The sequence below is a fragment of the Calothrix sp. CBUCES-K 9914 genome (assembly GCF_059640475.1).
Genome location: NZ_JBXXZH010000134.1, coordinates 1 through 25,231 on the forward strand (window position 1 = coordinate 1; position 25,231 = coordinate 25,231).

25 protein-coding genes, 3 pseudogenes and 1 riboswitch are annotated in these 25,231 nt (G+C 40.2%); of the genes and pseudogenes, 18 read left to right on the forward strand and 10 right to left on the reverse strand.

Translation table 11 applies throughout. The annotated features are described in order from the left end of the window. On the forward strand, window positions 1–548 hold a 548-nt coding region (locus AC2JBO_RS26080; RefSeq protein ID WP_496956544.1), incomplete at its 5' end, for an NnrS family protein. An 82-nt stretch (window positions 549–630) separates the two neighbouring features. Further along, window positions 631–754: riboswitch (molybdenum cofactor riboswitch) on the forward strand. After that, entirely contained in the window at window positions 746–1,738 is a 993-nt protein-coding gene (gene moaA, locus AC2JBO_RS26085; protein ID WP_496956545.1) for a GTP 3',8-cyclase MoaA, read from the forward strand. It overlaps the preceding riboswitch by 9 nt. Here the strand turns inward: moaA and AC2JBO_RS26090 are convergent. Continuing rightward, window positions 1,735–2,067 carry a helix-turn-helix domain-containing protein gene (locus AC2JBO_RS26090; RefSeq protein WP_496956568.1) on the reverse strand — a complete coding sequence of 111 codons (333 nt, stop codon included), beginning with the start codon at window positions 2,065–2,067 and terminating at the stop codon, window positions 1,735–1,737. The genes moaA and AC2JBO_RS26090 overlap by 4 nt on opposite strands. A gap of 12 nt (window positions 2,068–2,079) precedes the next feature. Between AC2JBO_RS26090 and AC2JBO_RS26095 the strand changes: the two are divergent. From AC2JBO_RS26095 to AC2JBO_RS26115, 5 genes and pseudogenes are all read left to right on the forward strand, one after another. Continuing rightward, a pseudogene (locus AC2JBO_RS26095) lies at window positions 2,080–2,868 on the forward strand (beta/alpha barrel domain-containing protein); the annotation flags it as partial. A gap of 22 nt (window positions 2,869–2,890) precedes the next feature. Beyond that, window positions 2,891–3,487: a nicotinate-nucleotide adenylyltransferase gene (locus tag AC2JBO_RS26100; RefSeq protein ID WP_496956546.1), complete on the forward strand. Its 597-nt coding sequence runs from the start codon at window positions 2,891–2,893 to the stop codon at window positions 3,485–3,487. Continuing rightward, complete coding sequence (locus AC2JBO_RS26105) at window positions 3,448–4,194, forward strand: NUDIX hydrolase (RefSeq protein WP_496956547.1); 747 nt, start codon at window positions 3,448–3,450, stop codon at window positions 4,192–4,194. The genes AC2JBO_RS26100 and AC2JBO_RS26105 overlap by 40 nt, the downstream gene beginning before the upstream one ends. Window positions 4,195–4,361: 167 nt before the next feature. Continuing rightward, window positions 4,362–6,059 carry an NAD+ synthase gene (locus AC2JBO_RS26110; protein WP_496956548.1) on the forward strand — a complete coding sequence of 566 codons (1,698 nt, stop codon included), beginning with the start codon at window positions 4,362–4,364 and terminating at the stop codon, window positions 6,057–6,059. Between the two features lie 193 nt (window positions 6,060–6,252). Then, window positions 6,253–6,951, forward strand: a complete 699-nt coding sequence (locus AC2JBO_RS26115; protein ID WP_496956549.1) for a methyltransferase domain-containing protein — start codon at window positions 6,253–6,255, stop codon at window positions 6,949–6,951. Between the two features lie 63 nt (window positions 6,952–7,014). Here the strand turns inward: AC2JBO_RS26115 and AC2JBO_RS26120 are convergent, their stop codons facing one another. Then, on the reverse strand, window positions 7,015–7,527 hold the full coding sequence (locus AC2JBO_RS26120; protein ID WP_496956550.1) for a pyridoxamine 5'-phosphate oxidase family protein: 513 nt from the start codon (window positions 7,525–7,527) through the stop codon (window positions 7,015–7,017). Between the two features lie 576 nt (window positions 7,528–8,103). On the opposite strand from AC2JBO_RS26120, the gene dnaK reads away from it, so the two are divergent. Then, window positions 8,104–10,026 carry a molecular chaperone DnaK gene (gene dnaK, locus AC2JBO_RS26125; protein ID WP_496956551.1) on the forward strand — a complete coding sequence of 641 codons (1,923 nt, stop codon included), beginning with the start codon at window positions 8,104–8,106 and terminating at the stop codon, window positions 10,024–10,026. A gap of 447 nt (window positions 10,027–10,473) precedes the next feature. Next, window positions 10,474–11,124 carry an acetoacetate decarboxylase family protein gene (locus tag AC2JBO_RS26130; protein ID WP_496956552.1) on the forward strand — a complete coding sequence of 217 codons (651 nt, stop codon included), beginning with the start codon at window positions 10,474–10,476 and terminating at the stop codon, window positions 11,122–11,124. Window positions 11,125–11,211: 87 nt separating this feature from the next. Here AC2JBO_RS26130 and AC2JBO_RS26135 read toward each other — a convergent pair whose 3' ends face one another. Further along, window positions 11,212–11,358: a hypothetical protein gene (locus AC2JBO_RS26135; RefSeq protein ID WP_496956553.1), complete on the reverse strand. Its 147-nt coding sequence runs from the start codon at window positions 11,356–11,358 to the stop codon at window positions 11,212–11,214. Between the two features lie 299 nt (window positions 11,359–11,657). Next, window positions 11,658–11,954: a hypothetical protein gene (locus AC2JBO_RS26140; protein ID WP_496956554.1), complete on the reverse strand. Its 297-nt coding sequence runs from the start codon at window positions 11,952–11,954 to the stop codon at window positions 11,658–11,660. A gap of 252 nt (window positions 11,955–12,206) precedes the next feature. Between AC2JBO_RS26140 and AC2JBO_RS26145 the strand changes: the two genes are divergently transcribed. Then, window positions 12,207–12,359, forward strand: a complete 153-nt coding sequence (locus AC2JBO_RS26145; protein ID WP_496956555.1) for a hypothetical protein — start codon at window positions 12,207–12,209, stop codon at window positions 12,357–12,359. Window positions 12,360–12,478: 119 nt separating this feature from the next. Here the strand turns inward: AC2JBO_RS26145 and AC2JBO_RS26150 are convergent, their stop codons facing one another. The 3 genes from AC2JBO_RS26150 to AC2JBO_RS26160 all read right to left on the reverse strand — a co-directional run bounded on the left by AC2JBO_RS26150 (window position 12,479) and on the right by AC2JBO_RS26160 (window position 13,874). Further along, a complete protein-coding gene (locus tag AC2JBO_RS26150; RefSeq protein WP_496956556.1) occupies window positions 12,479–13,027 on the reverse strand; it encodes a hypothetical protein in 549 nt (182 codons plus the stop codon). After that, window positions 13,024–13,521 (reverse strand): DUF4365 domain-containing protein, encoded by a 498-nt coding sequence (locus AC2JBO_RS26155; RefSeq protein WP_496956557.1) that lies wholly within the window; start codon window positions 13,519–13,521, stop codon window positions 13,024–13,026. Before AC2JBO_RS26155 ends, AC2JBO_RS26150 begins: the two co-directional genes overlap by 4 nt. Before the next feature lie 191 nt (window positions 13,522–13,712). Further along, window positions 13,713–13,874: a helix-turn-helix domain-containing protein gene (locus AC2JBO_RS26160; protein ID WP_496956558.1), complete on the reverse strand. Its 162-nt coding sequence runs from the start codon at window positions 13,872–13,874 to the stop codon at window positions 13,713–13,715. 1,119 nt (window positions 13,875–14,993) lie between these two features. Between AC2JBO_RS26160 and AC2JBO_RS26165 the strand changes: the two genes are divergently transcribed. Beyond that, window positions 14,994–15,593: an RNA polymerase sigma factor gene (locus AC2JBO_RS26165; protein ID WP_496956559.1), complete on the forward strand. Its 600-nt coding sequence runs from the start codon at window positions 14,994–14,996 to the stop codon at window positions 15,591–15,593. 126 nt (window positions 15,594–15,719) lie between these two features. Next, on the forward strand, window positions 15,720–16,064 hold the full coding sequence (locus tag AC2JBO_RS26170; RefSeq protein ID WP_496956560.1) for a hypothetical protein: 345 nt from the start codon (window positions 15,720–15,722) through the stop codon (window positions 16,062–16,064). Between the two features lie 697 nt (window positions 16,065–16,761). Here AC2JBO_RS26170 and AC2JBO_RS26175 read toward each other — a convergent pair. Then, complete coding sequence (locus tag AC2JBO_RS26175) at window positions 16,762–18,351, reverse strand: helix-turn-helix domain-containing protein (RefSeq protein ID WP_496956561.1); 1,590 nt, start codon at window positions 18,349–18,351, stop codon at window positions 16,762–16,764. A gap of 846 nt (window positions 18,352–19,197) precedes the next feature. On the opposite strand from AC2JBO_RS26175, the gene fdxB reads away from it, so the two are divergent. The 5 genes from fdxB (at window position 19,198) to AC2JBO_RS26200 (ending at window position 24,019) form a co-directional block, all read left to right on the forward strand. Beyond that, complete coding sequence (gene fdxB, locus AC2JBO_RS26180; protein WP_496956562.1) at window positions 19,198–19,491, forward strand: ferredoxin III, nif-specific; 294 nt, start codon at window positions 19,198–19,200, stop codon at window positions 19,489–19,491. A 295-nt stretch (window positions 19,492–19,786) separates the two neighbouring features. Next, window positions 19,787–20,872 (forward strand): cytochrome c oxidase subunit II transmembrane domain-containing protein, encoded by a 1,086-nt coding sequence (locus AC2JBO_RS26185; RefSeq protein WP_496956563.1) that lies wholly within the window; start codon window positions 19,787–19,789, stop codon window positions 20,870–20,872. Between the two features lie 188 nt (window positions 20,873–21,060). After that, window positions 21,061–22,746 carry a cytochrome c oxidase subunit I gene (gene ctaD / locus AC2JBO_RS26190; protein WP_496956564.1) on the forward strand — a complete coding sequence of 562 codons (1,686 nt, stop codon included), beginning with the start codon at window positions 21,061–21,063 and terminating at the stop codon, window positions 22,744–22,746. A gap of 95 nt (window positions 22,747–22,841) precedes the next feature. Continuing rightward, window positions 22,842–23,432 carry a cytochrome c oxidase subunit 3 gene (locus AC2JBO_RS26195; protein WP_496956565.1) on the forward strand — a complete coding sequence of 197 codons (591 nt, stop codon included), beginning with the start codon at window positions 22,842–22,844 and terminating at the stop codon, window positions 23,430–23,432. Window positions 23,433–23,545: 113 nt separating this feature from the next. Then, complete coding sequence (locus tag AC2JBO_RS26200; RefSeq protein ID WP_496956566.1) at window positions 23,546–24,019, forward strand: hypothetical protein; 474 nt, start codon at window positions 23,546–23,548, stop codon at window positions 24,017–24,019. Between the two features lie 78 nt (window positions 24,020–24,097). Here AC2JBO_RS26200 and AC2JBO_RS26205 read toward each other — a convergent pair whose 3' ends face one another. Together AC2JBO_RS26205 and AC2JBO_RS26210 are read right to left on the reverse strand one after the other, a co-directional pair. Then, on the reverse strand, window positions 24,098–24,394 hold the full coding sequence (locus AC2JBO_RS26205) for a tetratricopeptide repeat protein (RefSeq protein WP_496956567.1): 297 nt from the start codon (window positions 24,392–24,394) through the stop codon (window positions 24,098–24,100). 84 nt (window positions 24,395–24,478) lie between these two features. Next, a pseudogene (locus AC2JBO_RS26210) lies at window positions 24,479–24,583 on the reverse strand (hypothetical protein); the annotation flags it as partial. A gap of 287 nt (window positions 24,584–24,870) precedes the next feature. Here AC2JBO_RS26210 and AC2JBO_RS26215 point away from each other — a divergent pair. Then, window positions 24,871–25,231, forward strand: a pseudogene (locus AC2JBO_RS26215) (hypothetical protein); the annotation flags it as partial.

Consider the following 25,231-nt stretch of genomic DNA (forward strand, 5'->3'; position numbering starts at 1 on the left):
GTTATGATGGGATTGTGCTGCTCATCTCATTTTTTGCCCTGGGGGCATGGGCCATACTCGACGGGGGTGTTCTCGTCTCAGGTCTGCTCGTCCTGGCGGGTGTCCTGAATATCGTGCGGCTTGCGAGATGGCAGGGGCAGCGCACATTCGCTGAACCGCTCGTGACCATCCTCCACATCGGTTATGCTTGGGGGGCGCTGCCGCTCATCCTTTTGGGTATAAGCGGCCTGTTTCCGGTCCACGTTCCTAATGTTTCCGGCGTTCATGCCGCCGGAGCCGGCGCGATCGGTGTAATGACCCTGGCGGTCATGACGCGGGCGAGTCTCGGACACACGGGCCGCGCTTTGCATGCCGGCTGGGGCACCATCCTGATATATGCGCTCATCAACGTCGCGGCGGTGGCACGTATTGCGGCCCCATTCCTGGACGGCGCGCCTCAGGTCCATGCGAACTATCTCGCAAGCGTGTTCTGGACAGGCGCATTCGGGCTCTTCACAGTCATCTACGGTCCGAGATTGCTGGCCCCGCGGCCCGATCGTTTGTCTTGACGGCTCCATGCAGGTCACTTGATTGGGATCAATCCGCGGATGCGAGTGCGTCAAAGACCGCAAACCGCCCCCTGAATATCGTGTCTGCAATTCGCTCCGAGCCGTTCCGCCTAAAATGCTTGTCGCATCATGGCTGACCGGCCGTGGGTGGCAGCGGGAAACCCTGCCGCCTCCCGTGCTTGGAAAGGAGCCACGCGATGTCTCATCCCGGCGCATTCGCGGCGGACGCTTTCGGGCGCAGGTTCAGCTATCTGAGGCTTTCGGTGACGGAGGTCTGTAATTTTCGGTGTACATACTGTCTGCCCGATGGATACCGGAAAACCGGCTCCTTGGAGTTTCTCGCCGCCGATGAGATCGAGCGGCTTGTGCGTGGCTTCACAGAGCTCGGCATTCGCAAGGTACGATTGACCGGCGGTGAGCCGGCGGTCCGGAAGGACCTCACGCAGCTGATTGCCCGGGTTTCGGCACAGCCCGGGATCGACAAGGTCGCGTTGACCACAAATGGCTGGAACCTGGTGCGTCAGGTTGATGAATGGGTCGGGGCCGGGCTGACGAACCTGAATGTGAGCATCGACTCGCTGGACCGGCAAATGTTTCATGCCATTACGGGGCATGACCGATTGAGTGATGTCCTCGCCGGGCTGGAACGGGCTCTCAGTCTGCCCCTGAAGGCCGTCAAAGTGAATGCGGTCCTCCTTCGAGACGGGCTCGAGGATGACTTCTCGCGCTGGACGGATTTTGTTCGTGAGCGGCCGATCACTGTCCGGTTCATAGAGTTGATGCGGACGGGCGACAACAAGGCGTTCTTCGAGGACCAGCATGTGAGCGGCCGGATCCTGCGTCAGTGGCTGGACGATAATGGCTGGGCCGCCCGCCCGCGAGGCAAGGATGATGGCCCTGCCATTGAGTTCACCCACCCCGGACATCTCGGCCGGATCGGCCTGATCGCTCCTTATGGGCCGGGCTTCTGCGATGGATGCAACCGGCTGCGTGTGACGGCGCGCGGCCAGCTCAGACTATGTCTTTTCGGACAAGGCGGCTGCGACCTGCGCGACCTGCTTCAGGCCGACCATGACACTGGAGTGCTAAAACGCAGGATCGTGGAAGCGCTCACCCTGAAACCGGCAACCCACAACCTCCATCACGCCGATCCGGGCGATATCAGAAACCTGGCGCAGACAGGCGGTTAGGCTTTCTTCTGATCCAGCAAGCCCTGCTGGCGTTCGGTGAAGGCCTTGCCCTTGGTATTGCAGTCCTGAGCATAGTGGTTGTCGATCAAGGGCGTTGGTCGTGCGAGGCGTTCAAGCGCCGGGATGTTGTCGAAACGCACATGTGCGCCCTCAACGCTGACGCCCTTGTCCGAGAGTTTCGAAAAAGCGCGGGACAGATTCTCCGGGGTCATCCCGAGAAGGGCAGCGAGCACGCGTTTCTCGTGCGGAAGCACAATGTCGTTTCGTTCGCCCTGACGGGCGCGCTGGGTAAGCAGGTAATTGGCCAGCCGCTCGGTTGAATCCCGCAGCTTGTGATTCTTGTGTTTGCTGCGTTACAATTAGGCACGCAGCCGAGTGGTACGATGGCACATGCGTTAGTAATGGCACTTTCAGCACTCGAAGGTAGCGAAGACCAAGCTTTTACAGCATTTCATCACCATTTTCCTGGTGCTTCATTATTGATTGACACTTATGATACGGTGGCGGCAGCTGAAAGATTAAGCAAAAAAGTCAACGCTGGAGAAATTGAGTTAGCGGGAGTGAGGCTTGACTCTGGAAATTTGGTAGAGTTATCAAATAAAGTTCGTTCTTACTTACCAACAGTGCCTATTTTTGCCAGCGGAGATTTAGACGAGTTTGAAATTAAACGCCTTTCAGCAGCAGGCGCCCAGATTAATGGTTATGGTTTAGGAACAAAACTAGTAACGGGTTCTCCTGTAAATGGAGTTTACAAGTTGGTAGATATAGATGGAATACCCGTGATGAAGGAGTCGAGCGGTAAAACTACGTACCCTGGACAAAAACAAATCTACCGTTGCTATGTAAAGAACGACAATAGTACTAAACTAGAAAGCGACCGTTTGGGACTTGTAACAGAAGCACCATTAGAAGGAAAACCTTTATTAGAACTCTTTATCAAAGAAGGTATACGGTTAAAGCAGAAAGAAGATTTAGCTACTATTAAAACGCGAACACGGCAAGAAGTAGCAAGCTTACCAGAACAAATAAGGCAAATAGAAAACCCCCACGCACCCGAAATTGAAATATCAGCGGATTTAAAGCAGTTGACTGAAATAACTAAAAAGCACCAATCAACAGTAAAAAGCTAGAAGTTAATCAAATAATCTACTTATGCAAATAGCATTGTTTGGAACAAGTGCCGACCCACCAACCGCAGGACACCATAAAGTATTACAATGGTTGTCAAGCTGTTTTGATTTAGTTGCGGTATGGGCAGCGGAAAATCCTTTTAAATCACATAAAGTGTCATTAGAGCATCGTGTGATAATGTTACAAATGTTGATTGAGGGTATCGATTCAGAGCGTCATAATGTATATTTAGAACAAGGTTTAAGTAGCTTACGAACCTTAGAAACTCTAGAGAAAGCCAACCATAAATGGCAAAATGCAGAGTATACTCTAGTAGTTGGTTCAGATTTGCTAACTCAACTACCACGTTGGTATCGAATTAAAGATTTATTGCAACAGGTTAAACTTTTAGTAGTACCTCGTCCCGGATATGCAATAAATGAAAATAGCTTGCAAGGAGTACAGCAACTTGGCGCCAAGTTAATTATTGCGCCGATAACTGGTTTAGATGTTTCCTCTACATCCTACCGGGAAAATGGCAACTCTGATGCCTTAACACCATCTGTAATCGAATATATCAATCAACAGCATTTGTACAAATGCCCGGACGTAACTCAAAATTGCCTGAACGTTTGCTAAATCAACAACCTTTGGCAGATTTCAAAGTTGGCGTTGATAATGTGATATTTTCAGTAGACACCGCTCAAAATCGGCTATTAGTTCTATTAGTGATGCGGCAGCAGCAGCCATTCTTAAATTCTTGGAGTCTACCTGGTACGCTAGTACGACAAGGAGAGTCGCTGGAAGATGCTGCATATAGAATCATGTCGGAAAAAATTCGGGTGAATAATCTTTACCTAGAACAATTATATACATTTGGTGGACCGAAGCGTGACCCCAGAGAAGACAGTACTAGTTTTGGAGTAAGATATTTATCGGTTAGTTATTTTGCTTTAGTTAGGTTTGAAGAAGCTGAATTAATAGCTGATGGAGTTACTGGAATTGCTTGGTATCCTGTCAAGGAAGTACCACAACTCGCATTTGACCACAATGAAATATTGACATACGGACATCGGCGCCTGAAAAACAAATTGGAATATAGTCCTGTTGCATTCGATGTATTACCAGAGATGTTTACACTCAATGATTTATATCAGTTATATACAACAGTATTGGGTGAGAATTTTTCAGATTATTCTAATTTCCGTTCCCGACTTCTGAAATTAGGGTTTTTATTAGATACAGGTGTTAAGGTTTCAAGAGGTGCTGGGCGCCCAGCGAGTCTTTATCGCTTTAATGCTGAAGCTTTTGCACCCCTCAAAGATAAACCTCTAGTTTTTATTTAAAAAGAGGGTAATCTTGGCAACGGATGTAACGGATGTAACGGATGGTTTATTCATGATAATTAAGTCAGACTTTCTTAAGATGTTCTGTGGGAAACCAATCAATTATCCGTTACATCCGCTCTTATCCGTTGCAAATCTTTCTACCATACCAAAATTTATAAAAAATTATGAAAATTGCAGTCGCGCAACTTAATCCTATCATTGGTGATTTACCAGGTAATGCCGCAAGAATTCTTGAGGCTGCACGAAAAGCATCAACAGAAGGCGCCCGCTTATTGTTAACTCCAGAACTATCGCTGTGTGGGTATCCACCTAGAGATTTATTATTGAATCCTAGCTTTGTGGAAGCAATGGATAATATATTGCAACAATTAGCTAAAGATGTTCCACAGAATTTAGCTGTATTAGTTGGCACTGTGGAAGCTAATGCAAAAGCTCATCTTAACGGTGGTAAGAGCTTATTTAATAGTATGGCACTGCTTGACGAAGGCAGTATCAAACAAATTTTTCACAAACGTCTTTTACCAACATATGATGTTTTTGATGAACGTCGTTATTTTGAACCAGGATTAGAGGCTAATCACTTCACTTTAGATAACGTTAATATTGGTGTTACTATCTGTGAGGATTTATGGAATGATGAAGAGTACTGGGGTAAACGTAGTTATGCCATCAACCCAATTGCAGATTTAGCAGTTCTAGGTGTAGATTTTATCGTCAATTTATCAGCTTCTCCTTACAGTGTTAGTAAGCAAAAGTTACGCGAAGCAATGCTACGCTACAGTGCGATTCGATATAAGCACCCAATAATATACGTTAATCAAGTTGGTGGTAACGATGATTTATTATTTGATGGCAACAGCTTTGCACTCAACCGTGAAGGAGAAATCGTTTGTCGTGCGTTGGGCTTTGATACAGATTTATCTTATATTGAGTTTGATAGTAACTGTTCAGGGGGGCGCCAAGACTTACTGCCAAGTTCAATTAGTTCAGAGTTTGAAAGTGAAGACGAAGAAATTTGGCGTGCCTTAGTGCTAGGAGTTCGTGACTACGCTCAAAAATGCCGCTTTTCCAAAGCTGTTTTAGGTTTAAGTGGTGGCATAGACTCTGCCCTAGTTGCCGCTATTGCCGTTGCTGCCCTTGGTAAAGAAAATGTCCTCGGTATTCTGATGCCCTCACCCTACAGTTCCGACCACTCAATTAGTGATGCCTTAGCACTAGGTGACAACCTCGGTATAAAAACGCAAACTATTCCCATTGGCAGCTTGATGCAAGGGTTTGACGATGCTTTAGTTGGTTTATTTGCAGGAACTGAATTTGGACTCGCGGAAGAAAATATTCAATCTCGAATTCGCGGTAATTTACTAATGGCAGTGGCTAACAAATTTGGTTATCTGCTGCTTTCTACAGGTAATAAATCAGAAATGGCTGTAGGTTACTGTACTTTATACGGTGATATGAATGGGGGACTCGCAGTTATTGCTGATGTTCCAAAAACGCGCGTTTATTCGTTATGTCAGTGGCTGAACTCGAAATCAGAAATTGTCCCGAACAATATATTAGTAAAAGCACCAAGTGCAGAATTAAAGCCCGGACAGTTAGACCAAGATTCTTTACCAGCATACGAAATCTTGGATGATATTTTACAAAGACTCATACATGACCATCAATCTGCGGCTCAAATAGTAGCTGCTGGACATGACGCTATTACAGTCAACCGAGTCATTCAAATGGTAGCGCGCGCAGAATTTAAACGAAGACAGGCGCCTCCTGGGATCAAAATTACAGACCGTGCGTTCGGTACAGGATGGCGAATGCCAATTGCTAGTAACTGGTTAGTCGTAAAAGGCGCCTACCAATCGTAGGTTGGGTGGAGGAACGGAACCCAACATCAAAAACATGGAGCAATAGTTAGGTTCCGTACTTGAGAGTTTTTAAAGCTCGCGCGCTAAATATTGTTCAAGGGCTTCGCGAACCAAATCTGGTACAGTACACTTCCTTTCGGATGCTAATTTTTTAATCTTTAATTTCAAGTACAAAAAACTATTTATACCGACTATGAAATCTTTGTTGACTGATGCCCAACTTGAATCATCAGAAGTTGTTGCTAATTGCTTGATGAATAGGCAACGTCAGCTTATGGGTAGCAATAGTTACGTTAAAGAGCTAGGATTTAATCCATTAAGCTTTATAACAACCCGAATTCAAAATCAGAAAAGTGCAGCTTGGTTGGATGTTTGTTGCGGTACTGGACGAGCATTAATTCAGGCAGGGGAGTCTCTGTATAAATCGGAACTTATTTCCCAAACATCCCTAGTTGGAGTGGATATTGTTTCCCAGTTTTATCCATATTCACCAGAGTTAACTAGCTTGGAACTTATCAACAATTCCGTTCATACTTTTACCACCAGCAAAAAGTTTGATTTAATTACCTGCGTTCATGGTCTACACTATATTGGTGATAAGCTTAAGGTACTTAAAGGCGCAGCATCTTGGCTAACCGATAATGGAATTTTAGTTGCACATCTTGACTTGGCAAATTTGTGGATTGTTGAAGGCGGTAAAGTTAAGCCAATGTCAATAAAATTATTTAGCAATGCCGGATTAAAATATAATAATCGAAAAAAACTTTTGTCTGTTGAGAATCGCCAAGAGGTTATGTTTGAACTAGAATATCTGGGTGCAGATGATTGTGCAGGCGCCAATTACACTGGTCAGGCAGCAGTCAACTCTTTTTATATGCCATCTAATAAATAAATATATTGTAGAGACTTTACATGTAACGTCTCTACAGGGTTGGGCAATCAACCGGACATGATATTATTTCAAGTCTACCTTTTCGTGTTCACCAACATTACTAGCAGGTTTGCCAGTTGCAACAGCTTTTACTAAACTAATTGCATTTGCAATAACACTTGAAGGGGAATCCCAATATTCAGCTTTTTCAACGTTGACTTTTAACAAAGCAATATCTGGTTCTTCAAGCTCTTTAGGGAACCATGCTTTGAGCTGGGGTTGCCAAAGTTCTTCCAGTTTTTGTTTGTCTCTAACAATTTCTGCTGTACCAGTCAGCGAAACATAACTTTGTTTTTTCGGGTCAGCATAACTAACGTTTACTTCGTGCCGCTGATTAATTTCATTGACCTTAAGTGAGCTTGCATAGGTAAAAAACCATACATCTCCATTAAACTCGACTTCTTTATTGGTTGACATTGGGCGACTGTGTAATTTGCCATCGCTGTCAATAGTCGTTAGCATAGCAAAGTCAATATCTTTGATTAATTCTCGAACTTTTTTAATGCTGTCACTGTTATTTCCATTTGAGTTCGTCATGTTCAATCGTCCTATTGCTTGATCTTGATATAGCGTTTCAATAAGCGTCTTGGCTTGAGGTCAATTTTGATTTATTCGTTTACGTTAGCTGAAGGAGCGAACTTGTATCCTGCATCTAAGGTTAGGTATTTTGAGGGCGCCTACGGTATTTCACTCTTTGCGTACCAGTCACCTCAAAATCCTACGTAATACCTAATATTTATGCCAAATATTGCTCCTGTGATGAAGTTTGACGGCAAACACCACTTAGGGTTTACGGTTGACGCGAATTACTTAAAGTATTATTTCTCATACATTAGACGAAGTGAAATAAAACAAATTGCGAGTGAGTGAGGTACTGCATGGAGTGGAACTGGATGACCGCCCTGAATATTGTTCGGAAAACCACCCTTCATGGACAGCCTACACAGGCTCAGTATATATATCAGCATAGTTATGGGTTTTCACCCCCTGAAAGCCAAAAATAAAGGTTTCAAGTGCTGAACTGACTGCCGATAGCAGCTCAGTTGATTCAAATTTCTCGCCCTTATTACGTCCATTTATTAATTTGTAGTTAACACGGAGCCAGCACCTACAATGGCAAAAGTAGTTGGAATAGACTTAGGAACAACTAACTCCTGCGTGGCAGTAATGGAAGGTGGTAAACCCACAGTTATTGCTAATGCTGAAGGTTTTCGCACCACTCCATCAGTTGTCGCGTTTGCGAAAAACGGTGACCGCTTGGTTGGTCAGATTGCCAAACGTCAAGCGGTAATGAACCCTGAAAATACTTTTTATTCTGTAAAACGCTTCATCGGGCGCCGCTTCGAGGAAGTTACAAATGAAGCTACGGAAGTATCATATAAAGTATTACAAAGCGGTGGAAACGTTAAATTAGATTGTCCTGCGTCAGGTAAGCAGTTTGCACCAGAAGAAATTTCTGCACAAGTTCTGCGTAAACTAGTTGAAGACGCTAGTAAGTATCTCGGTGAAAATGTCACTCAGGCAGTAATTACCGTACCTGCTTACTTTAACGACTCACAACGTCAAGCAACCAAAGACGCAGGTAAAATTGCAGGTATTGAAGTACTACGGATTATCAACGAACCTACTGCTGCATCGTTAGCATATGGTTTTGATAAGAAGAGTAATGAAACAATCCTTGTATTTGACCTTGGTGGTGGTACTTTCGACGTATCTGTCCTCGAAGTAGGAGATGGAGTATTTGAAGTACTTGCAACTTCTGGTGACACCCACTTAGGTGGTGACGACTTCGATAAAAAAATCGTTGACTTCCTCGCTGAAGAATTCCGCAGAGCGGAAGGTATCGACCTTCGTAAAGACAAACAAGCTTTACAACGTTTAACAGAAGCTGCAGAAAAGGCAAAGATTGAACTTTCGAGCGTTACTCAAGCAGAAATCAACCTGCCTTTCATCACTGCAACACAAGATGGTCCCAAGCACCTTGACACAACGCTAACACGCGCTCGCTTCGAGGAACTTTGCTCTGACTTGATCGACCGTTGCCGCATTCCTGTTGAAAATGCGTTACGCGATGCAAAACTCAGCAAGACTGATATTGATGAAGTTGTACTAGTTGGTGGTTCGACTCGTATTCCCGCAGTACAACAGTTAGTTAAGACTGCATTAGGTAAAGACCCTAACCAAACAGTAAACCCTGATGAAGTGGTAGCTGTTGGCGCCGCAATTCAAGCTGGTGTATTGGCTGGTGACGTTACTGGTATCTTATTGTTAGACGTAACACCACTATCTCTAGGTGTGGAAACCTTGGGTGGTGTCATGACCAAGATTATTCCTCGTAACACAACTATTCCTACCAAGAAGTCAGAAGTATTCTCTACCGCAGTTGACGGACAAACAAACGTAGAAATTCACGTTCTTCAAGGTGAGCGTGAAATGTCCAACGACAACAAGAGCTTAGGAACTTTCCGTCTTGATGGTATTCCTCCTGCACCTCGTGGTGTTCCCCAAATTGAAGTTGTGTTCGATATCGACGCTAACGGTATTTTGAACGTAACCGCGAAAGATAAGGGCACAGGTAAGGAACAGTCCATTAGTATTACTGGCGCCTCGACTCTCGACAAGAACGACGTTGAGCGCATGGTACGTGATGCAGAACAAAACGCATCAACTGACAAAGAACGTCGTGAAAAAATCGACCGTAAAAACCAAGCTGACTCTTTGGCATACCAAGCAGAGAAACAAATTCAAGAACTTGGTGACAAAGTACCCGCAGCTGACAAAACCAAAGTTGAAGGTTTAGTCAAAGACCTCAAGGACGCTGTTGCAAAAGAAGACGACGAGCAAATCAAGCGTATTATGCCTGAATTGCAACAAGCACTATTTGCAGTTGGTAGCAGCATTTATCAACAGCAAGGTGGTGAAGCAGGTGCCCCTGGTGCTGGTGCCCCTGGTGCTGACGCTGGTTCTGCTGGTGGCGCCTCAAGTGGTGGTAGCGGTGATGACGTTATTGATGCCGACTTCACTGAATCTAAGTAATCTTGTCTTAGTTTGTTCCCAGGTTGAACTTGGGAACTTTAATAAACCCACATTGGCTAATGCTAATGTGGGTTTTAATTTTTCTTAGTGATTAAAAATTTAATTAACTATCTTGTGGAATGTTTAACTATCCTGTGGAATAAGCATCCTTGCCCGTCCCATAATTATAAGGTGTATTTATTTACCACAGAGACACAGAGAACACAGAGGAGAGAGTATGAATGAACCACAAAGGCACAAAGAACACAAAGGAAGAATTATTGAGATGTAAAGCAGACGATTATAGCAAATTAGCAATCACGATATTTAATACAAGGGCGTGAGTTAACCAGTAGTACTTTGGGGGAAAGTGAGCGAAAAAGCTTATATTTACAAACTTAAAACCTTCGACAGTAGTACCAGCAATCGGACGCGGTATATACTTTGCTGGTATTAGCGAGGGTAAATATGACATATCCAGTGGCGCCTTGGAGTTTGCAGGGTTATGCGGTGCAAACTTTACATTTAGTGGATACTAACCGTGTTCGTGCGTTAATTCCTCCTGAGTTTGAAATTTTTTCGGTCTTTCCAGGTAAAACAGTTGGTGCAATATATTTATCTAATTACCAACCAGGTTCGATACTTGAATATAGCGAGTTAATTGTTGCACCAGCTTTTGTTAAATATCAAGGTAAGATTGGTGCTTGGGTAACACATATATATGTAGATAATTCTGACTCGGTGGCAGGTGGTCGAGAAATTTGGGGATTACCCAAGGAACTTGCTGATTTTACTTGGCTCGATAAGCGTGTTGCTGTACAGCAAGGAGATGAAACTCTGTGTACACTTGATTTCAATAATAAAAGTTGGTTTAATTGGCGCCAGTGGTTAAAAGGGTTGAGTTTTAGTACCAAAGATGCGAATATAATGACTTTTGCGGCTGAGTTTGAGTTTAATATTGGTTTCATTGGTTCTAAATTAGAAGTTCCCCCAGAAAGTCCGTTTGCTTGTTTGAATTTAGGGGTGCCGTTTTTGAGTACACGGTGCGATAATATGATTTTGAAGGTTGAGGCGCCGCAAATAGTAAGTGCGCGTGCAGTTGATTACAGCTACAATTAAAACCTCAAGGTTGCTCCGTCCTTGGCACAAAGCCAGGACGCAAGAAAACCAAAATTATCGCTTCAAGATTGCTTTTAGTTATTTTAACTAATATTTGTTAGCATCTGCAATGAGCGATACTTTTGATTGTTCGATTGATTCGTTTTCGAGCAGATGAATTATAGTTAAGTTGATTGCTACTTCAGCATCGTAGTATTTATTAAAGTCATTAGTAAACGCACGCAATTTAAACACGTGGGCATTTGCATCAATTCCTTAATCGGAAATTATTATAGGTATTTTGACTTTAATTAGGCCTTGCTGAAAAACTCAACAAAATGAATCTAGACGCGCTCACAGTACAAAAAATGGTTGTTTCGGAGGTTGGCTTACAAATCAAGCCCTAATTTTTCCACCCAAATGCACGCATTTTGAGCGATAAGGCGCCTATACGCGCGCACATACTTGGAATCAAAATGCTTAAAACCCCTACATGGCAAAGGTTATAGTTCTATTCAGCAACCCCTAATTAATACTTTTCATTGAAATGTAGGCTAACGCTTCTTGAAAAAGCTGCAAATTACGGCGCCTGCGTCATCTTTTCCGAACGATATAACCTTGCCATTACTTTGAGTATAAATTTGCTGACGACAATTATAAAGTTCAACAGGTTTTTTGGCGCCGTCAATACTTACCGATGCACGATATTCCCAGTGATTTTTGGCGCTTCTTTTGATGCTGTGAATACAAACCTGATGGCCACTATAATTACGACAGGTAAAAGCTTGAGCAGGATATGTAATTATAAAGCTAAGTAAAATTATTAGTATAAAAGCAAATATCTTGCTCATGGTAAAAACTCTTAAAGTACGGTGACATGAAACTTCTTTTGCTACTTTAGAAAACCTCTAGAACTTCATTTATGGGTGTTGTTTTTGCGGGTCTTATCAGTGGGGTAAGCAGTACAGGACTAATTGGATTAGTAAATTATGCCATAGCTGAGAAAGTTAACATAAATACACTGACTATAATTGGTTATATTAGTCTATCCGTTCTAATGCTAGTTAATATAACTGTTTGCCAGCTATTGCTTGCCTTTGTTTGTGCAAAGTGTAACATTTAAACTGCGTTTGCAGTTAACTAATCAAATATTAGCTTGTCCACTGCGACATTTAGAGGAACTCGGCGCCGCAAAACTGCTAGCAACCTTAATAGAAATTCGAGAAAACAATGAAGTCATGTATGAAGATATTTAGTTAATACTACTGGAAGCACTACAAGAAAATGATATCTATCTTCTTGACCCATATCAATTTGCTCCTGGCGCCGTTAAAATTATGGAACAGGATGAAATGTAACAAGAATTTAATTTTGACTATATATTATCTAGTTCAAATTTTTGCAAATCATTCAAAATCAAAATATCATCTACCTTGGTCAAATTACCTACACATAAAATTGGTAAACGTTCTTGATAAGCCTTCATCGCGATAGTATAATAGTCATCGGCGAGCAAGGCATTAATTTTTCGTAACTTGTCAAAAATTACACCGAATAGTGTTATTTTACCATTACTATTTTCATCGAATCTTTCAATAGGCGCCTGAATTTGAGAAACAAATCCTTGAATTTGAATGGTAGGAAATGTTGTAAGCAGCTGACCTAAAATTCCAATTGGTGTACGATTCTCAACTTCTGCTAGAGTTTTAACTGCTTCACCAACTCGAATCGCATAATCTCCTACGTCTTGCCTTGAAGGAAGCAAAATTTCAAATTCACCGTTGTTAGGTTCTTGCTTCAACCAAATAGTGGCGTTATTAAGGAAAGGACGGTCTTCATGCCAACCAGAGTCAAGTAAATAATTTCTTAAATTTTCTAACTTTACAGACTTTAAAATTTCTGGATTACGTGCTGTCACTTTCATGGTTCTACTCCTTGCCCAATACCTTGCATAATTGATGTAAGTGCAGCCACCGTGAATTCACTAGTCCTAGGTATAGTAATAGTGACAGTAGCAGCATTTAGAGTTTCTGGCATTCCTTGTAACGAAATCCAGTATCCACAGTGCCTCATACAAAGTTCTTGTTGCGACTGTTGCAACCAGTCCCCTGTGTTGTCAGGCAAAAGCATAACAACTAAGATTCTTGGAGTTGCAAAGCCCACCATTCTCAAGTCATTATAGTTTTTGAGTTTGAGAGGATAGCGGATAACATTATCATCGATAATATCCCTTGATGATGATTTTAGCTGTAATTCGAGCCTTGGGGAAAGGACACGTCCAAAATTACCCCTTGCAGCAATACCTAAGTCTACACTGTCGTCATCAACTTCCGGTCTATATAACGAGTAGCCAGCAACTGCTGCAACTGCTCTAATATAAGTAATACTAAATTGTTCCTTTTGCTGATTGATATCCACACTTATACTGTTAGCCCTATCGATGTCGCCACAAATAAAATATTAATCTAAATTTGTACCATCAATTTTAGTACCACATGTTGATTGTAAATTAAACATTACAAATTATCCAAGCTTACCCCCATGTTGAGTGTTTATGAGGGTAGTTTGGATGATTTGTTTTTATATCATGTTTGTAAAATAACCTGTCCCTACGCAATGCCTAATACTTTCTGTAAAACTGTTTGGTCTTCTGATTTGACTTTCAGATACCTACTTTCAATATCGTGTATCCAGCTTTGTCTTTTACCTGCATTTTGAGCTAGTTTACGTTGGGACAGATTAAGTTTTTCTGGCTTGAGAAATTTGCTCACCTATTAGCCCAGATGTGGTTTTAGTATTTTTTCGGTTAATTGTTATGGCGAGCGAGATGCTTTTATTTCGGCTTCGGATAGTACTTGCTCAAGTTCGGGTGGCAGAGCGAATTGATACTTCTATCCCACAGCTTGGATAGCTATAGGTACAGGGTAGTAAACCTCGTTTTGAACTAAAGCAATCCTAGTTCTTGCAAAATCTTAACTACGACTAGCACCACAGTTCCAACATCCTTTACCAATAAAAGTCGTTTTCGCCAGTTTGGAAGCTTTGGCCTTTTCGGGCGACGCTTTCTGGGTTTCTCGGAAGGATTGGAATCAGGCACAGAATTGATTACAATATTAGAAACTGCGCCTTTGTAACAGGCGTTATCATTGAATACCTTCATTACTTTTTAGCTAGGTTTGAATTGGATAAGCTGCTGTCAACACTTGGATAGTGCGAATTACCTTCAGAGAGGTTACCGCTAGGAAAGATAATGAACTAGAAGTTTAAGTAGATAACTTTTCTGCTAAAATTTCCCCTTCCCTATATCTATGAAATAGTTGTAACATTTCCGTATACTTTTGATAAAGTTTTTAACTCATACTTCTTCCGTACTTTATTTACAAATCTGTATTCCTTGAAGCTAATTTTTTTAGGTAGCTTTAGCATATATGTGTAGCGGAATAAGTTTACCCTACTTTTTGATACCTCCTATTTTGGAAAAAACATACTACCCACGCACGTTTGTGTATTTGATACTACTGTCTACTTAAAAAGATATATCAGTTCAAGTGGATGCTCCATACCTTTTAGTGATTTTTTGACTAGCAATATGACATAAAAATTAAGAATCAATATCATCAAAATAGTATAAATTAAACATTTGTTTTGATAGCATTTCGTCTAATATAAATTGGGAGCAGCGCGATTTTGTTAAGTGCGAAAAATTAAGGGTATAAATCGACTATTTTGGGTAATTATAGGCGCCAAAATGATACTTTATTGAGAATCAACGCTTATTGTTTAGAATGAAACTCTAATTTAACAAAATCGCATTGCTCCCTAATAAATTTTGTCCAATTATCTCGAATATATTCATATACATAAAAGCAGCCATCAAAGGAGATAGTGCAATGAATCAAGATAATTCATCTAGGCAAAAAAGCTTACTCATACTTATTTTAAAACAAATTCTTGAGGAAGCTTTAAACGAAAAAAGCGTTGACAAATACGCGCTTAGAGCATTTGTAATTTCGCGACTTATGCAATTTAATTTATATGGTAAATATGATTATCAAGAGATTTTGATCGAGAGCGTGCGACGAGTTAGGCATAATATTGAAAGCAGTAACGCAATCATATACAACATGCCCAGTTATATTAGAGGAACTGTCTTAAACATTGTGCGGGAGTGTCAGAGAAAGGAAGAACGTAGCTATCAACTACAGAAAAAACTTTCTTACATGTCCTCAGAAGAATATTTTGATAAAGAGCTATCGGATATACCACCAGAAATTTTACTACAGTTAAAAGCAGCTTGGAGAGATCTGTCGCTAAGGTACAGAATTATTGTCTACGATAGAGCAGTAAAAAATTATACTTTCCGGGAAATCGCCGATGAACTGCGTATTATGGGGCTAGGAACTAGTAGTAATCATCAAGCAGTAAACACGATTTCTCGACAATATCATCGAGCTATTTCTAGACTGCGTAGTAGAATCAATCAATTCTAACTTATTTTAATCGACATTAAAGAAGGTGGGTAGTCCCACCTTTGAATATCATCTAGGTCGAAATTTCTAGAACAGCTATAGGATATCGAAGAACACTTTAAATCTGAAAAAAAAAGGTATATATTTATGTTGGATTTAGCTTATCAGTACTTCTTGATTGCTAGCCGAAAAGACTTGTCAGAAATCGATGCGGTTCGGATGGCGCGGATACTCGATATTGCTCAAGTTGACGAAGTTTTTAGCAATTTAATTACAGAAATAGATGCTCTCATATTTCAGTATCTATATTCATCAGATACAAATTTTAATTGCTTAAATACTGATGTTTGCAAGCTTCTTAATAATCGTTTACTAATAAATCTCAGTACTGCTCGTTCACGTGAATCCAACTATAAAGCGAAAATAAGAGAAAGAAGTAGTAAATTTATCATAAAGCAGCAGACAACTTATCACTACTCCTGTTTAGTATGATCTAACTTGGAGACTACTTTTTTCGGAGTTTTTACCAGACATTGAGCCAGGGATTATAAAAACCTGTATTCTCCACTTCAAAGGTTTGATTTATCGTTAACGAACACGACTTTTTGACCATACTGTAGCAAATTATTAAACCCAGACAGAACAAATATTTTTAACCCGATAGTACAGGTTTTAACACGTATCTAGGTGTAATGCCTGGATATTCTAACTCATTTAAAAAATCAGTCTCTTAGTAATGCATCTTACGCTAGTAGTAATATTGAGTCTTTAATTGTTCTGCAATTAAAACGTAATTTGCAAGGCAATAATATAATTATCAATTGGCATTATTTGGATATCAATAAGTATAAATACGATGAATCATCTGGATTTGACATAATTTAGCCTTGACATAGAATAATACATTGAGACTTTTACTACTAAATTTTTAGGTTATGTTAAAAAGTAGATGTTCCCTGGCAGCAATTTTAACTGTAAATCCACCCTGTAAAATGTTGTTGGCACATAGAAGACAAAGGAAAGTGTAAAAGGGTGTTTTAAAATTATTAATTGCAATGCTGGGTTTAGTGAAGTATTTCGTAATTGTTGGAGCTATGGTGATTATAAAGATTCTTCCTTACCCCAAGGGAAAAGCTCCGCTTTACGCAACTGATAACATTTTAGGCTTTGCCCTTTACCCTTTGCCGTATTAGGCGATGCCTAATACTTTACGTAGAACTGTTTGGTCTTCCGATTTGACTTTGAGGCGCCCATTTTCGATGTCGCGTATCCAGCTTTGGCTTTTACCTGCGAGTTTAGCTAGTTCGCGCTGAGAAAGATTAAGTTTTTTTCTGGCTTGAGAAATTTGGTCTCCTATTAGTCCAGATGTGGTTTTAGTCTTTTTTCGGTTTTTTGTTGTGGAAAGGTGTTTTTTTTCAGCTTCGGATAGTGCTTGTTCAAGTTCGGGTGGTAGGTCGAATGATAGAATCCGCGCGTTCATTAGCAAATTCCATTTACCTCGTGGACCTGCGTCGGTGAGACGTGAGTTACCACCTCCGTCGTTGATCCAAAATTCGATAGCTTCGTCGGGGTCTTCGGGAATATCAACTAGCTTTGCCCACATTGGTTGAATGTTTGGTGGGTAGGTGATGGGGTCGAATTTAGGTTTCATGCCATAGTGATTTAGTACTTCCAAGTCACTTTCAAAGGTTTTCAATAGACGTTTACGGTCGTCACGCTGTTGGCAAGCTGTGGCAACTTTTTTTTCTCCGTAGGCAACCCGCAGTAATGTAGGTACGGTGATGCGTTGTTCTTTACCCATTTTAGTTTTGAATAATAACCACAGCATTAAACGCGCGGCGCCTTCGTGTTGTTGCCATATACTCATTACCGTGTTTAACAGCGATTTTGGTAGACTACCATATTGAAAATAGGCGTTACGCTGTTTACAGCCTTGTTTGTTTAGAAAATGTTGCGCCCAAATTCCGGCTTTGACCTTAAAAGTTAATCCAATTAGATATTTACATCCCTTGTCGTCTTCTTGAAAGTGGTGCTGAATATCAACCAAGTGCCATAAGGGACTTTTTTCTATCTCAAATCCTGGTACACGACCCTGCTGTGCCCAACTAATTGATGTCATGAGCGAACAACAACTGCGAACCCAGTTTTTCATCAATGTCAGTTTCGCAGTTTTGTTGAGGTCTTTACGCTTCTCTAATCCCAAATATTTCTCGATTTGTTTGTCATCAATGACAAACTCTTGCTTCCACGGTTCGCTGACCGCAGTTGCATGTGCTGCAAAAATTAGATTTACAAGTGCCGCGCGAATATCCAATGCTTCAACTGCTGCTTCTGTTGTTGCTAGTTGGTTCTCACTAAACGGTACTGCAAGATGAAATGCTATGTTACCCTTACCTTGGTTAACTTGGCGCCGATAGCAGATATACCCATCTTCATCCTGTTCCCACGGTAAAGACGCGCGTTGTGCTAAAACATTAGAAGCTTCCCAAATTGCAATAGCAGAAGCAAAGGGATTATTCTTGCCGTTAGCAAATAAGTTTGAACTAGTGGCTTCGCGCGGTTCAATCTTGCATCTCCCCCGTTTTACCTGTAACGGAATAGGAGAATTGGTCGGACATACGGTCAAACACTGAGGTTCGGAATAAAAACCCTCACAGTTATTACATATACAAGAGTCAATCCAGTATTCGTTGTTTACAAGCTTGATAGCACCCACAGGACATTGAGGACGACATTTATCGCATTCAATGCAACTGCTATTTGGAATTGTGTAAGGCATAAGGCAATCGCCACATTACTCCATTCGTATGCTTGGTTATGAACTAGCCCCTAAATTAATTGCCACGCTTGGATTGTTAGTCCACATAAGTATTAAGTTAAAATACTTTAATTTAAATACTATTTAGGGTTATTAGCTCTGTTGTTTATTCTGAATCTTTATTATTCATAACAATCTCACAATCAACTTGGAAAAGTTGTTCGTAACGAGCCAAGACTTCTTGATTTTCCATGTTTATAGCCCCTAATAAAATTTACTAATCTTTTCTGTTTATTTATTTGTACCTACTAATAGTTATTGAGGAACACCTAGAGCAGTGATTTATCTTTATTGCTTTTCTTAATATTATTAATAAATAATAAATAATATTATTTTGTAACGAAAATTACCGTTTTGAGAAAAAAATTAATTTTTCTGAAAGATAGGAATTATAAGAGTAATTATAAAAGTAAATATAAGCATTTAAGCGCAAAGGAACAATATCTGTATAGTTCAATACTTTTAATTGTTATTTTGTAAATAGTTTTATCTTCTGCTTTTGATTAATTGAGAAAAAATCTCAATCACTTTTAAATAATATAATTTATGCTCTTACACTTTATATTTGTAAGTGGGGCGAAGCCAACCTACGTAAGTGTAGAAAATATTTGCATTAGATTACAGAAAAAGATTTTAATAAGCATGTCTATGAATAATTGGAAACAACTATTTTTTTAACACAGATAATAATGTTACTTTTTGGATAAAAATCATCTGTTAACATCAAAAGTAGAGAGTGAATAAAGTACGAGCGCGTAGGGTAAAACCTTGCACACAGTTCAACACAAAATTGCTTAAGGTTAACACATGGCTACACTAACAGGTTTGACATTGGGTGGTAAAACTTGGACTCCTAAATTTGTTCAAGAAATTGACCAAGAAAAATGTATCGGTTGTGGCAGATGCTTCAAAATCTGTGGACACGACGTACTACTATTAAAAGCGATGAACGAAGAGGGCGAGTTCGTCGAAGATGAAGAAGATGATGAAATTGAAAAGAAAGTGATGACGATCAAAAATGCTGATAATTGTATCGGTTGTGAAGCTTGTGCCAAGATTTGCTCGAAAAACTGTTACACTCACGCATCAGTAGACAATTAAACACTAACAATAGTTTAAATAACCGTTTTAAACCATCACCCCTAGATGGTTTTTTTTGTTGGTAGGCATTTGGATGTAATAATAGTTATTCATTCATACATAATAAATTAGATAAATGTATAGAATAAACATATTTATTTTTATAAACTAGGATGTTAAAAAAACTTAAAAATATAACTAAAATCGATGAATATATGTCAAGAATAGAATAGTAAAAACAGGTCTAAAGGTGTAAGAGTAAATTGCTATCAAGCTATCAACCTTCAATTATTTGAGCAACACTATCGTTTTTAGTATGCAACAAGTTCCTGTTTCTCTTTTAACTCTTGTTGCTGGCGTACTCGTTACACTTGTAAGCATTTGGGTAGGTCAGCACGCGGCAGTCTTGCTACCAGTGCAAGCATCAGAACAAGCACCACTGGTAGACAGATTTTTTCAAATTTTGGTTGGTATTGGCACGGCATTGTTTTTGGTAGTGCAAGGCGCCATCGTCGTTTTCATGTTTCAATATCGGCGCCGTCAAGGTGATGACAGTGATGGAACGTTAATAGAAGGAAATTTCCCGTTAGAGGTCTTCTGGACAGCGATTCCATCAATAATTGTGATTGGGCTTGGAATATACAGCGTTGATGTTTATACGCAAATGGGCGGTTTGAGTGTAGGTCATCATTCAATGGCTGAACATGCTGCTGCCCCAGTTAAGGGAACTGCCTTAGCTGGAACATTGAGCCAAACTTCAGATATTGAAGCGCTCACTGAAGAAATTCCACAAGACCAAGTTATTGAAGAACCAACTGACAAAATCGTAGATAGTCAAGAAACTTCAGCTTCATTAGAAGAAGTGCCTGTTGAAACACCACAACTAGCGCCTGTCGAAGAACCTATTGAGTTGCCAGTTGAAACACCTGTTAAAACGCCTGTGAAAAAATTGGTTAATTTTCCTCAACCAGGTATTGGTATTGGTGCCAATCCTAAAGTTTTAGGTAAAGCTGCTGATTTAGTTGTGAATGTAACAGGTATGCAGTTTGCTTGGATATTTAATTATCCTGAAACTGATATTACATCTGGTGAACTACATGTACCTGTGGGCGCCGATGTTCAAGTAAATCTTGCAGCTACGGATGTAATACATTCTTTGTGGATACCACAATTCCGACTTAAACAAGACGCAATACCTGGACAAGCTACGGGTTTAAGATTTAAAGCTACCAGACCAGGCACATATCCAATAGTCTGTGCTGAGTTGTGCGGAGGATACCACGGTTCGATGCGTTCCCAAGTCATTGTTCATACACCTGATGAATATAAAGAATGGCTGGAATCAAATCGTGTTGCTAGCATACAAACTCAACAAATAGTAGCAGCTTTACAAAGTCATTAGTAAGGTGCGTCAAAGCAGATTAATATGAGCGTTTTATTGAAGATTGTAATGGCTTTGACGCACCCTACCTTCCTCTCTGTGTTCTCCGTGCCTCTGTGGTAAAAAAGATTTATTTATTTCACCACAGAGACTTCTAGGGCACAGAGGGAGGAGCGATAGATGAGTAATGAAGGAAAAATAATAAACTTATGACTCTACAACTTCCACAAAATACTCCTCCTGGTAAGAAACCAGAAGGTGTGGTGGTAACTGAACATCACACCACCCATCAAAAAGCTTGGAAATGGCAAGATTACTTTACGTTTAACGTTGACCACAAGGTAATTGGCATACAGTATTTAGTTACTGCATTTGCCTTTTATCTAATTGGTGGGTTGATGGCTGTAGCAATGCGTACAGAGTTAGCGACTCCTGACCCTGATTTTCTTGACCCAAATTTATACAACGCTTTCATGACCAATCACGGAACGGTGATGATATTTTTGTGGATTGTGCCGAGCGCTATTGGTGGTTTTGGTAATTATTTAGTACCACTAATGATAGGCGCCCGTGATATGGCGTTTCCAAAGTTGAATGCCATTGCGTTTTGGCTTAACCCACCTGCTGGTTTACTATTACTTGTGAGTTTTTTCTTTGGTGGTTCACAGTCAGGATGGACGGCATATCCTCCATTGTCACTGATTACGGCGCCAATTGCTCAGAGTTTGTGGATTTTAGCAATCGTATTAGTTGGTACTTCGTCAATTTTGGGTTCGGTAAACTTTGTAGTTACCATTCTCAAAATGAAAGTGCCTAGTATGCGCTGGGATCAACTACCTTTATTTTGCTGGGCAATTTTAGCAACATCGGTTTTAGCACTAGTATCTACTCCTGTATTAGCATCGGGGTTAGTTTTATTACTGTTTGATATCAACTTTGGCACATCATTTTTTAAACCAGATGCAGGTGGTAACGTCGTTCTGTATCAGCACTTGTTCTGGTTCTACTCGCACCCAGCAGTGTATTTAATGATTCTGCCCGTGTTCGGTGTCATGTCCGAAGTGATTCCTGTACATTCACGTAAACATATCTTCGGTTATAAAGCAATTGCTTACTCTAGCTTGGCAATTTGTGTAGTAGGTTTATTCGTTTGGGTTCACCACATGTTTACTAGTGGTACTCCAGGTTGGATGCGAATGTTCTTTACTATTTCCACTTTGCTAGTTGCTGTGCCTACTGGCGTAAAAATCTTTGGTTGGGTTGCAACACTTTGGCAAGGTAAAATTCGCTATACCAGTGCAATGCTATTTGCCATTGGTTTACTGTCAATGTTTGTGTTAGGGGGTATTGGTGGTGTAATGCTTGGAACCACTCCCTTCGACATTCACGTTCACGACTCGTATTATATAGTCGCTCACTTCCATTACGTACTGTTTGGTGGTTCAGTGTTTGGTATTTACTCAGGTATTTACCACTGGTTCCCCAAAATGACTGGAAGAATGCTGGATGAAACTTGGGGACGAGTTCATTTTGCCTTAACCTTCGTTGGTACTCACCTCACCTTCTTCCCTATGCACGAACTGGGACTACAAGGAATGCCACGTCGCGTTGCTATGTACGACCCACAATTTACAGCTATTAATCAGCTTTGTACTTATGGCGCCTTTTTGTTGGCTTTCTCTGTAATACCTTTTACTTACAACGTAATTAAGAGTTGGAGAAAAGGCGAAGTTGCAGGTGATAACCCTTGGAATGCGCTAACTCTCGAATGGACAACCGCTTCACCTCCAGCAATTGAAAACTGGGAAGAATTACCCGTTGTCACACATGGCCCATATGAATATGGTTTGACCGACAACCACCGCGCGGATAGTTTGGCGGATATCAGCGCGTAGGATAGGCATCTTGCCTGTCCTACAAACAACGGCAGGGAAGGACAGGCGAGACACCTATCCTACGGTTTACACACACGAGCGCACTTTTAAGTTTTATGACAGCAGTAACACCAACAGATACATCTCATCACGAAGAACACCCCGATTTAAGAGTTATAGGTTTGTTAACCTTTCTTGCTTCTGAGTCGCTAATGTTCGGCGGATTCTTTGCTACTTATTTGTTTTTTAAGGGGGCAACTCCTGTTTTTCCGCCCAAAGGTACTGAGGTAGAGTTATATTTACCTGCTATCAACACTGCTATTCTGGTTTCTAGTAGCTTTGTAATTCACCTGGGTGATGCAGCAATTAAGCGTGGCAGCGTTTGGGGAATGCGGTTTTGGTACTTTGTCACCGCTATTATGGGCGCCACGTTTTTAGGAGGTCAAATTTACGAGTACCAGCACTTGGGATATGGTCTAACGACAAATATATTTTCCAATTGCTTTTACATTTTGACTGGGTTCCACGGTTTACATGTGTTTATCGGACTGTTACTAATTTTGGGTGTAATTTGGCGGTCGCGGCGCCAGGGTCATTATTCTGCCCATAAACACACAGGTATCGAAATGGCAGAAATTTACTGGCACTTCGTTGATATCATTTGGATTATCCTGTTCTTGCTTTTGTATATAATGACTCAGTTTTAAGTATCGTTTATAAGAGGTGCGTGTATAAGAGGTGCGTGACGCCACGAGTTCTCCGCTTCGTTTAAAATTTGTTGGTGGCGTCACACACCCTACTCCCTATTTCATAATTTTCTATGTTTTCTTGGTTTAACGTTCCGGATGATATTAAACAACTATTAATACTTGCCGCAGATAATTGGCAAGATACGTCAAAATCACAACACTACATAAATGAAGCGCTAATTCAAACAAATAATTCTATAGATGTTTTAGTCGCCGCATATCGTTATTTCTACTACAAAAATAATTATGAAATGGCACTAAGTACTGCTAGTCAAGTGATAAGTAATATTACAAACTCAGAAAGCTTACCCGAAAACTGGGAACAACTTCGACCAGTGTTATCAAGTCGTAAAGAAGACTCGCAAATTCGACTTTATCTAAATGCATATGCAGCTTCAGGATTAGTGCTCGCAAAGCTTGGAGATATTGAACAGTCTAAAACTATTTGCGCGCGCATCAAAGAAATTGACGTAAATAAGGAATTTTTAGGCGCCAGTATTTTGCTTGATATTCTTACCCGTCCACCTGAAGAGGAAGACGAGTAATTAAGGCTGTATTTTTAAATTCAGTATAATTTTTTGATTAAAATTATATTATAATAATGAATAATTTATTAAATTGTTTTACTTAGACTTTAATAGCTTAATTTTATTTATCCTTTTACCATATTCTTGCTTATCACCCTGCTGTAAATATAATGTTGCAGCTTTTTCTAAATCATTGATAGCTGCTAGAATATTTCCCTGTTGCTCGTATACACCACTTCTATTTTTATAAAAAGTCGGCTCCTTAGAATTAATTTCAATTGCTTTATTAAAATCGTTAATTGCTGCTTCAAGTTTGTCTAATTGAAAGTAAGCAAAACCTCGTAAGTTGTAATAATAACCATCTTTAGATTCTTCTGGAATTATTTTAGTCAAGTCATCGATTGCAGCTTGATAATTTTTTAGCTGATAATTAGTTTTACCTCTGTTCCCATAAAAATATGTGACATTTGAGTTGATATCAATAGCTTTATTAAAATCTTGAACAGCTACATTAAATTTTTTTAACTTATGGTATACAACTCCTCTACCATTGTAATAATAAGGGTTTTGTGTATTTAACAGGACTTACGCAACTGGCACAATCGGTCTCGGCGCGGCGAAGCCGCGCCATCGATACCCCACATGAGTTGTATGATGCAAAGGCGCCACAATAATAAGTCTTGGCTGTAAACGTTGCTAGAATGTAAAGCTCAAAGCAGATATTAATGCCGAAAACGGCTTTAAACATAAATTTTATAAATATTAAACATAGATTTTTTATTACAATTACCATAACTAATAAAAATATTTCTATTCTTCCTTTGATGAGAGAATAAAAACATCTTTTAATTACTAATTGCTTAATTAATATGAAGTTTACAAAACTAGACTATTGTCAGTATCTGCTTAGTAGCCAAATTAACTATACTATTACAAACTTAGCAGAACATTTACAGAATATTAGTCATGATAAAATTAACAATTATTTAAGACAAGAGAAGTTAACTCCTCGTTTACTATGGGATAATGTGAAAGACTTAGTTGAAAAAGATGAAGATGCTTATATTATATTTGATGATTCTGTTTTAGATAAAAGATATTCAGAAGAAATAGAAATTGTTAGGAGACAGTATAGTGCGGCGTGTCGGCGGAAAGAGTACTCTGTCCGCCGAACCGCCTTGGCAATGAGCATGGCATTGTAAAAGGAATTGGCGTAGTCAGTTGTATATA

Coding starts and splice junctions, on each gene's coding strand:
- AC2JBO_RS26105 (WP_496956547.1), top strand. CDS start 3,448: ATGCCCGGACGTAACTCAAAATTGCCTGAACGTTTGCTAAATCAACAA.
- AC2JBO_RS26200 (WP_496956566.1), top strand. CDS start 23,546: ATGTTTTCTTGGTTTAACGTTCCGGATGATATTAAACAACTATTAATA.
- AC2JBO_RS26185 (WP_496956563.1), top strand. CDS start 19,787: ATGCAACAAGTTCCTGTTTCTCTTTTAACTCTTGTTGCTGGCGTACTC.
- AC2JBO_RS26195 (WP_496956565.1), top strand. CDS start 22,842: ATGACAGCAGTAACACCAACAGATACATCTCATCACGAAGAACACCCC.
- moaA (WP_496956545.1), top strand. CDS start 746: ATGTCTCATCCCGGCGCATTCGCGGCGGACGCTTTCGGGCGCAGGTTC.
- AC2JBO_RS26140 (WP_496956554.1), bottom strand. CDS start 11,954: ATGAGCAAGATATTTGCTTTTATACTAATAATTTTACTTAGCTTTATA.
- AC2JBO_RS26115 (WP_496956549.1), top strand. CDS start 6,253: ATGAAATCTTTGTTGACTGATGCCCAACTTGAATCATCAGAAGTTGTT.
- dnaK (WP_496956551.1), top strand. CDS start 8,104: ATGGCAAAAGTAGTTGGAATAGACTTAGGAACAACTAACTCCTGCGTG.
- AC2JBO_RS26100 (WP_496956546.1), top strand. CDS start 2,891: ATGCAAATAGCATTGTTTGGAACAAGTGCCGACCCACCAACCGCAGGA.
- AC2JBO_RS26175 (WP_496956561.1), bottom strand. CDS start 18,351: ATGCCTTACACAATTCCAAATAGCAGTTGCATTGAATGCGATAAATGT.
- fdxB (WP_496956562.1), top strand. CDS start 19,198: ATGGCTACACTAACAGGTTTGACATTGGGTGGTAAAACTTGGACTCCT.
- AC2JBO_RS26120 (WP_496956550.1), bottom strand. CDS start 7,527: ATGACGAACTCAAATGGAAATAACAGTGACAGCATTAAAAAAGTTCGA.
- AC2JBO_RS26170 (WP_496956560.1), top strand. CDS start 15,720: ATGTTGGATTTAGCTTATCAGTACTTCTTGATTGCTAGCCGAAAAGAC.
- AC2JBO_RS26130 (WP_496956552.1), top strand. CDS start 10,474: ATGACATATCCAGTGGCGCCTTGGAGTTTGCAGGGTTATGCGGTGCAA.
- ctaD (WP_496956564.1), top strand. CDS start 21,061: ATGACTCTACAACTTCCACAAAATACTCCTCCTGGTAAGAAACCAGAA.
- AC2JBO_RS26150 (WP_496956556.1), bottom strand. CDS start 13,027: ATGAAAGTGACAGCACGTAATCCAGAAATTTTAAAGTCTGTAAAGTTA.
- AC2JBO_RS26110 (WP_496956548.1), top strand. CDS start 4,362: ATGAAAATTGCAGTCGCGCAACTTAATCCTATCATTGGTGATTTACCA.
- AC2JBO_RS26165 (WP_496956559.1), top strand. CDS start 14,994: ATGAATCAAGATAATTCATCTAGGCAAAAAAGCTTACTCATACTTATT.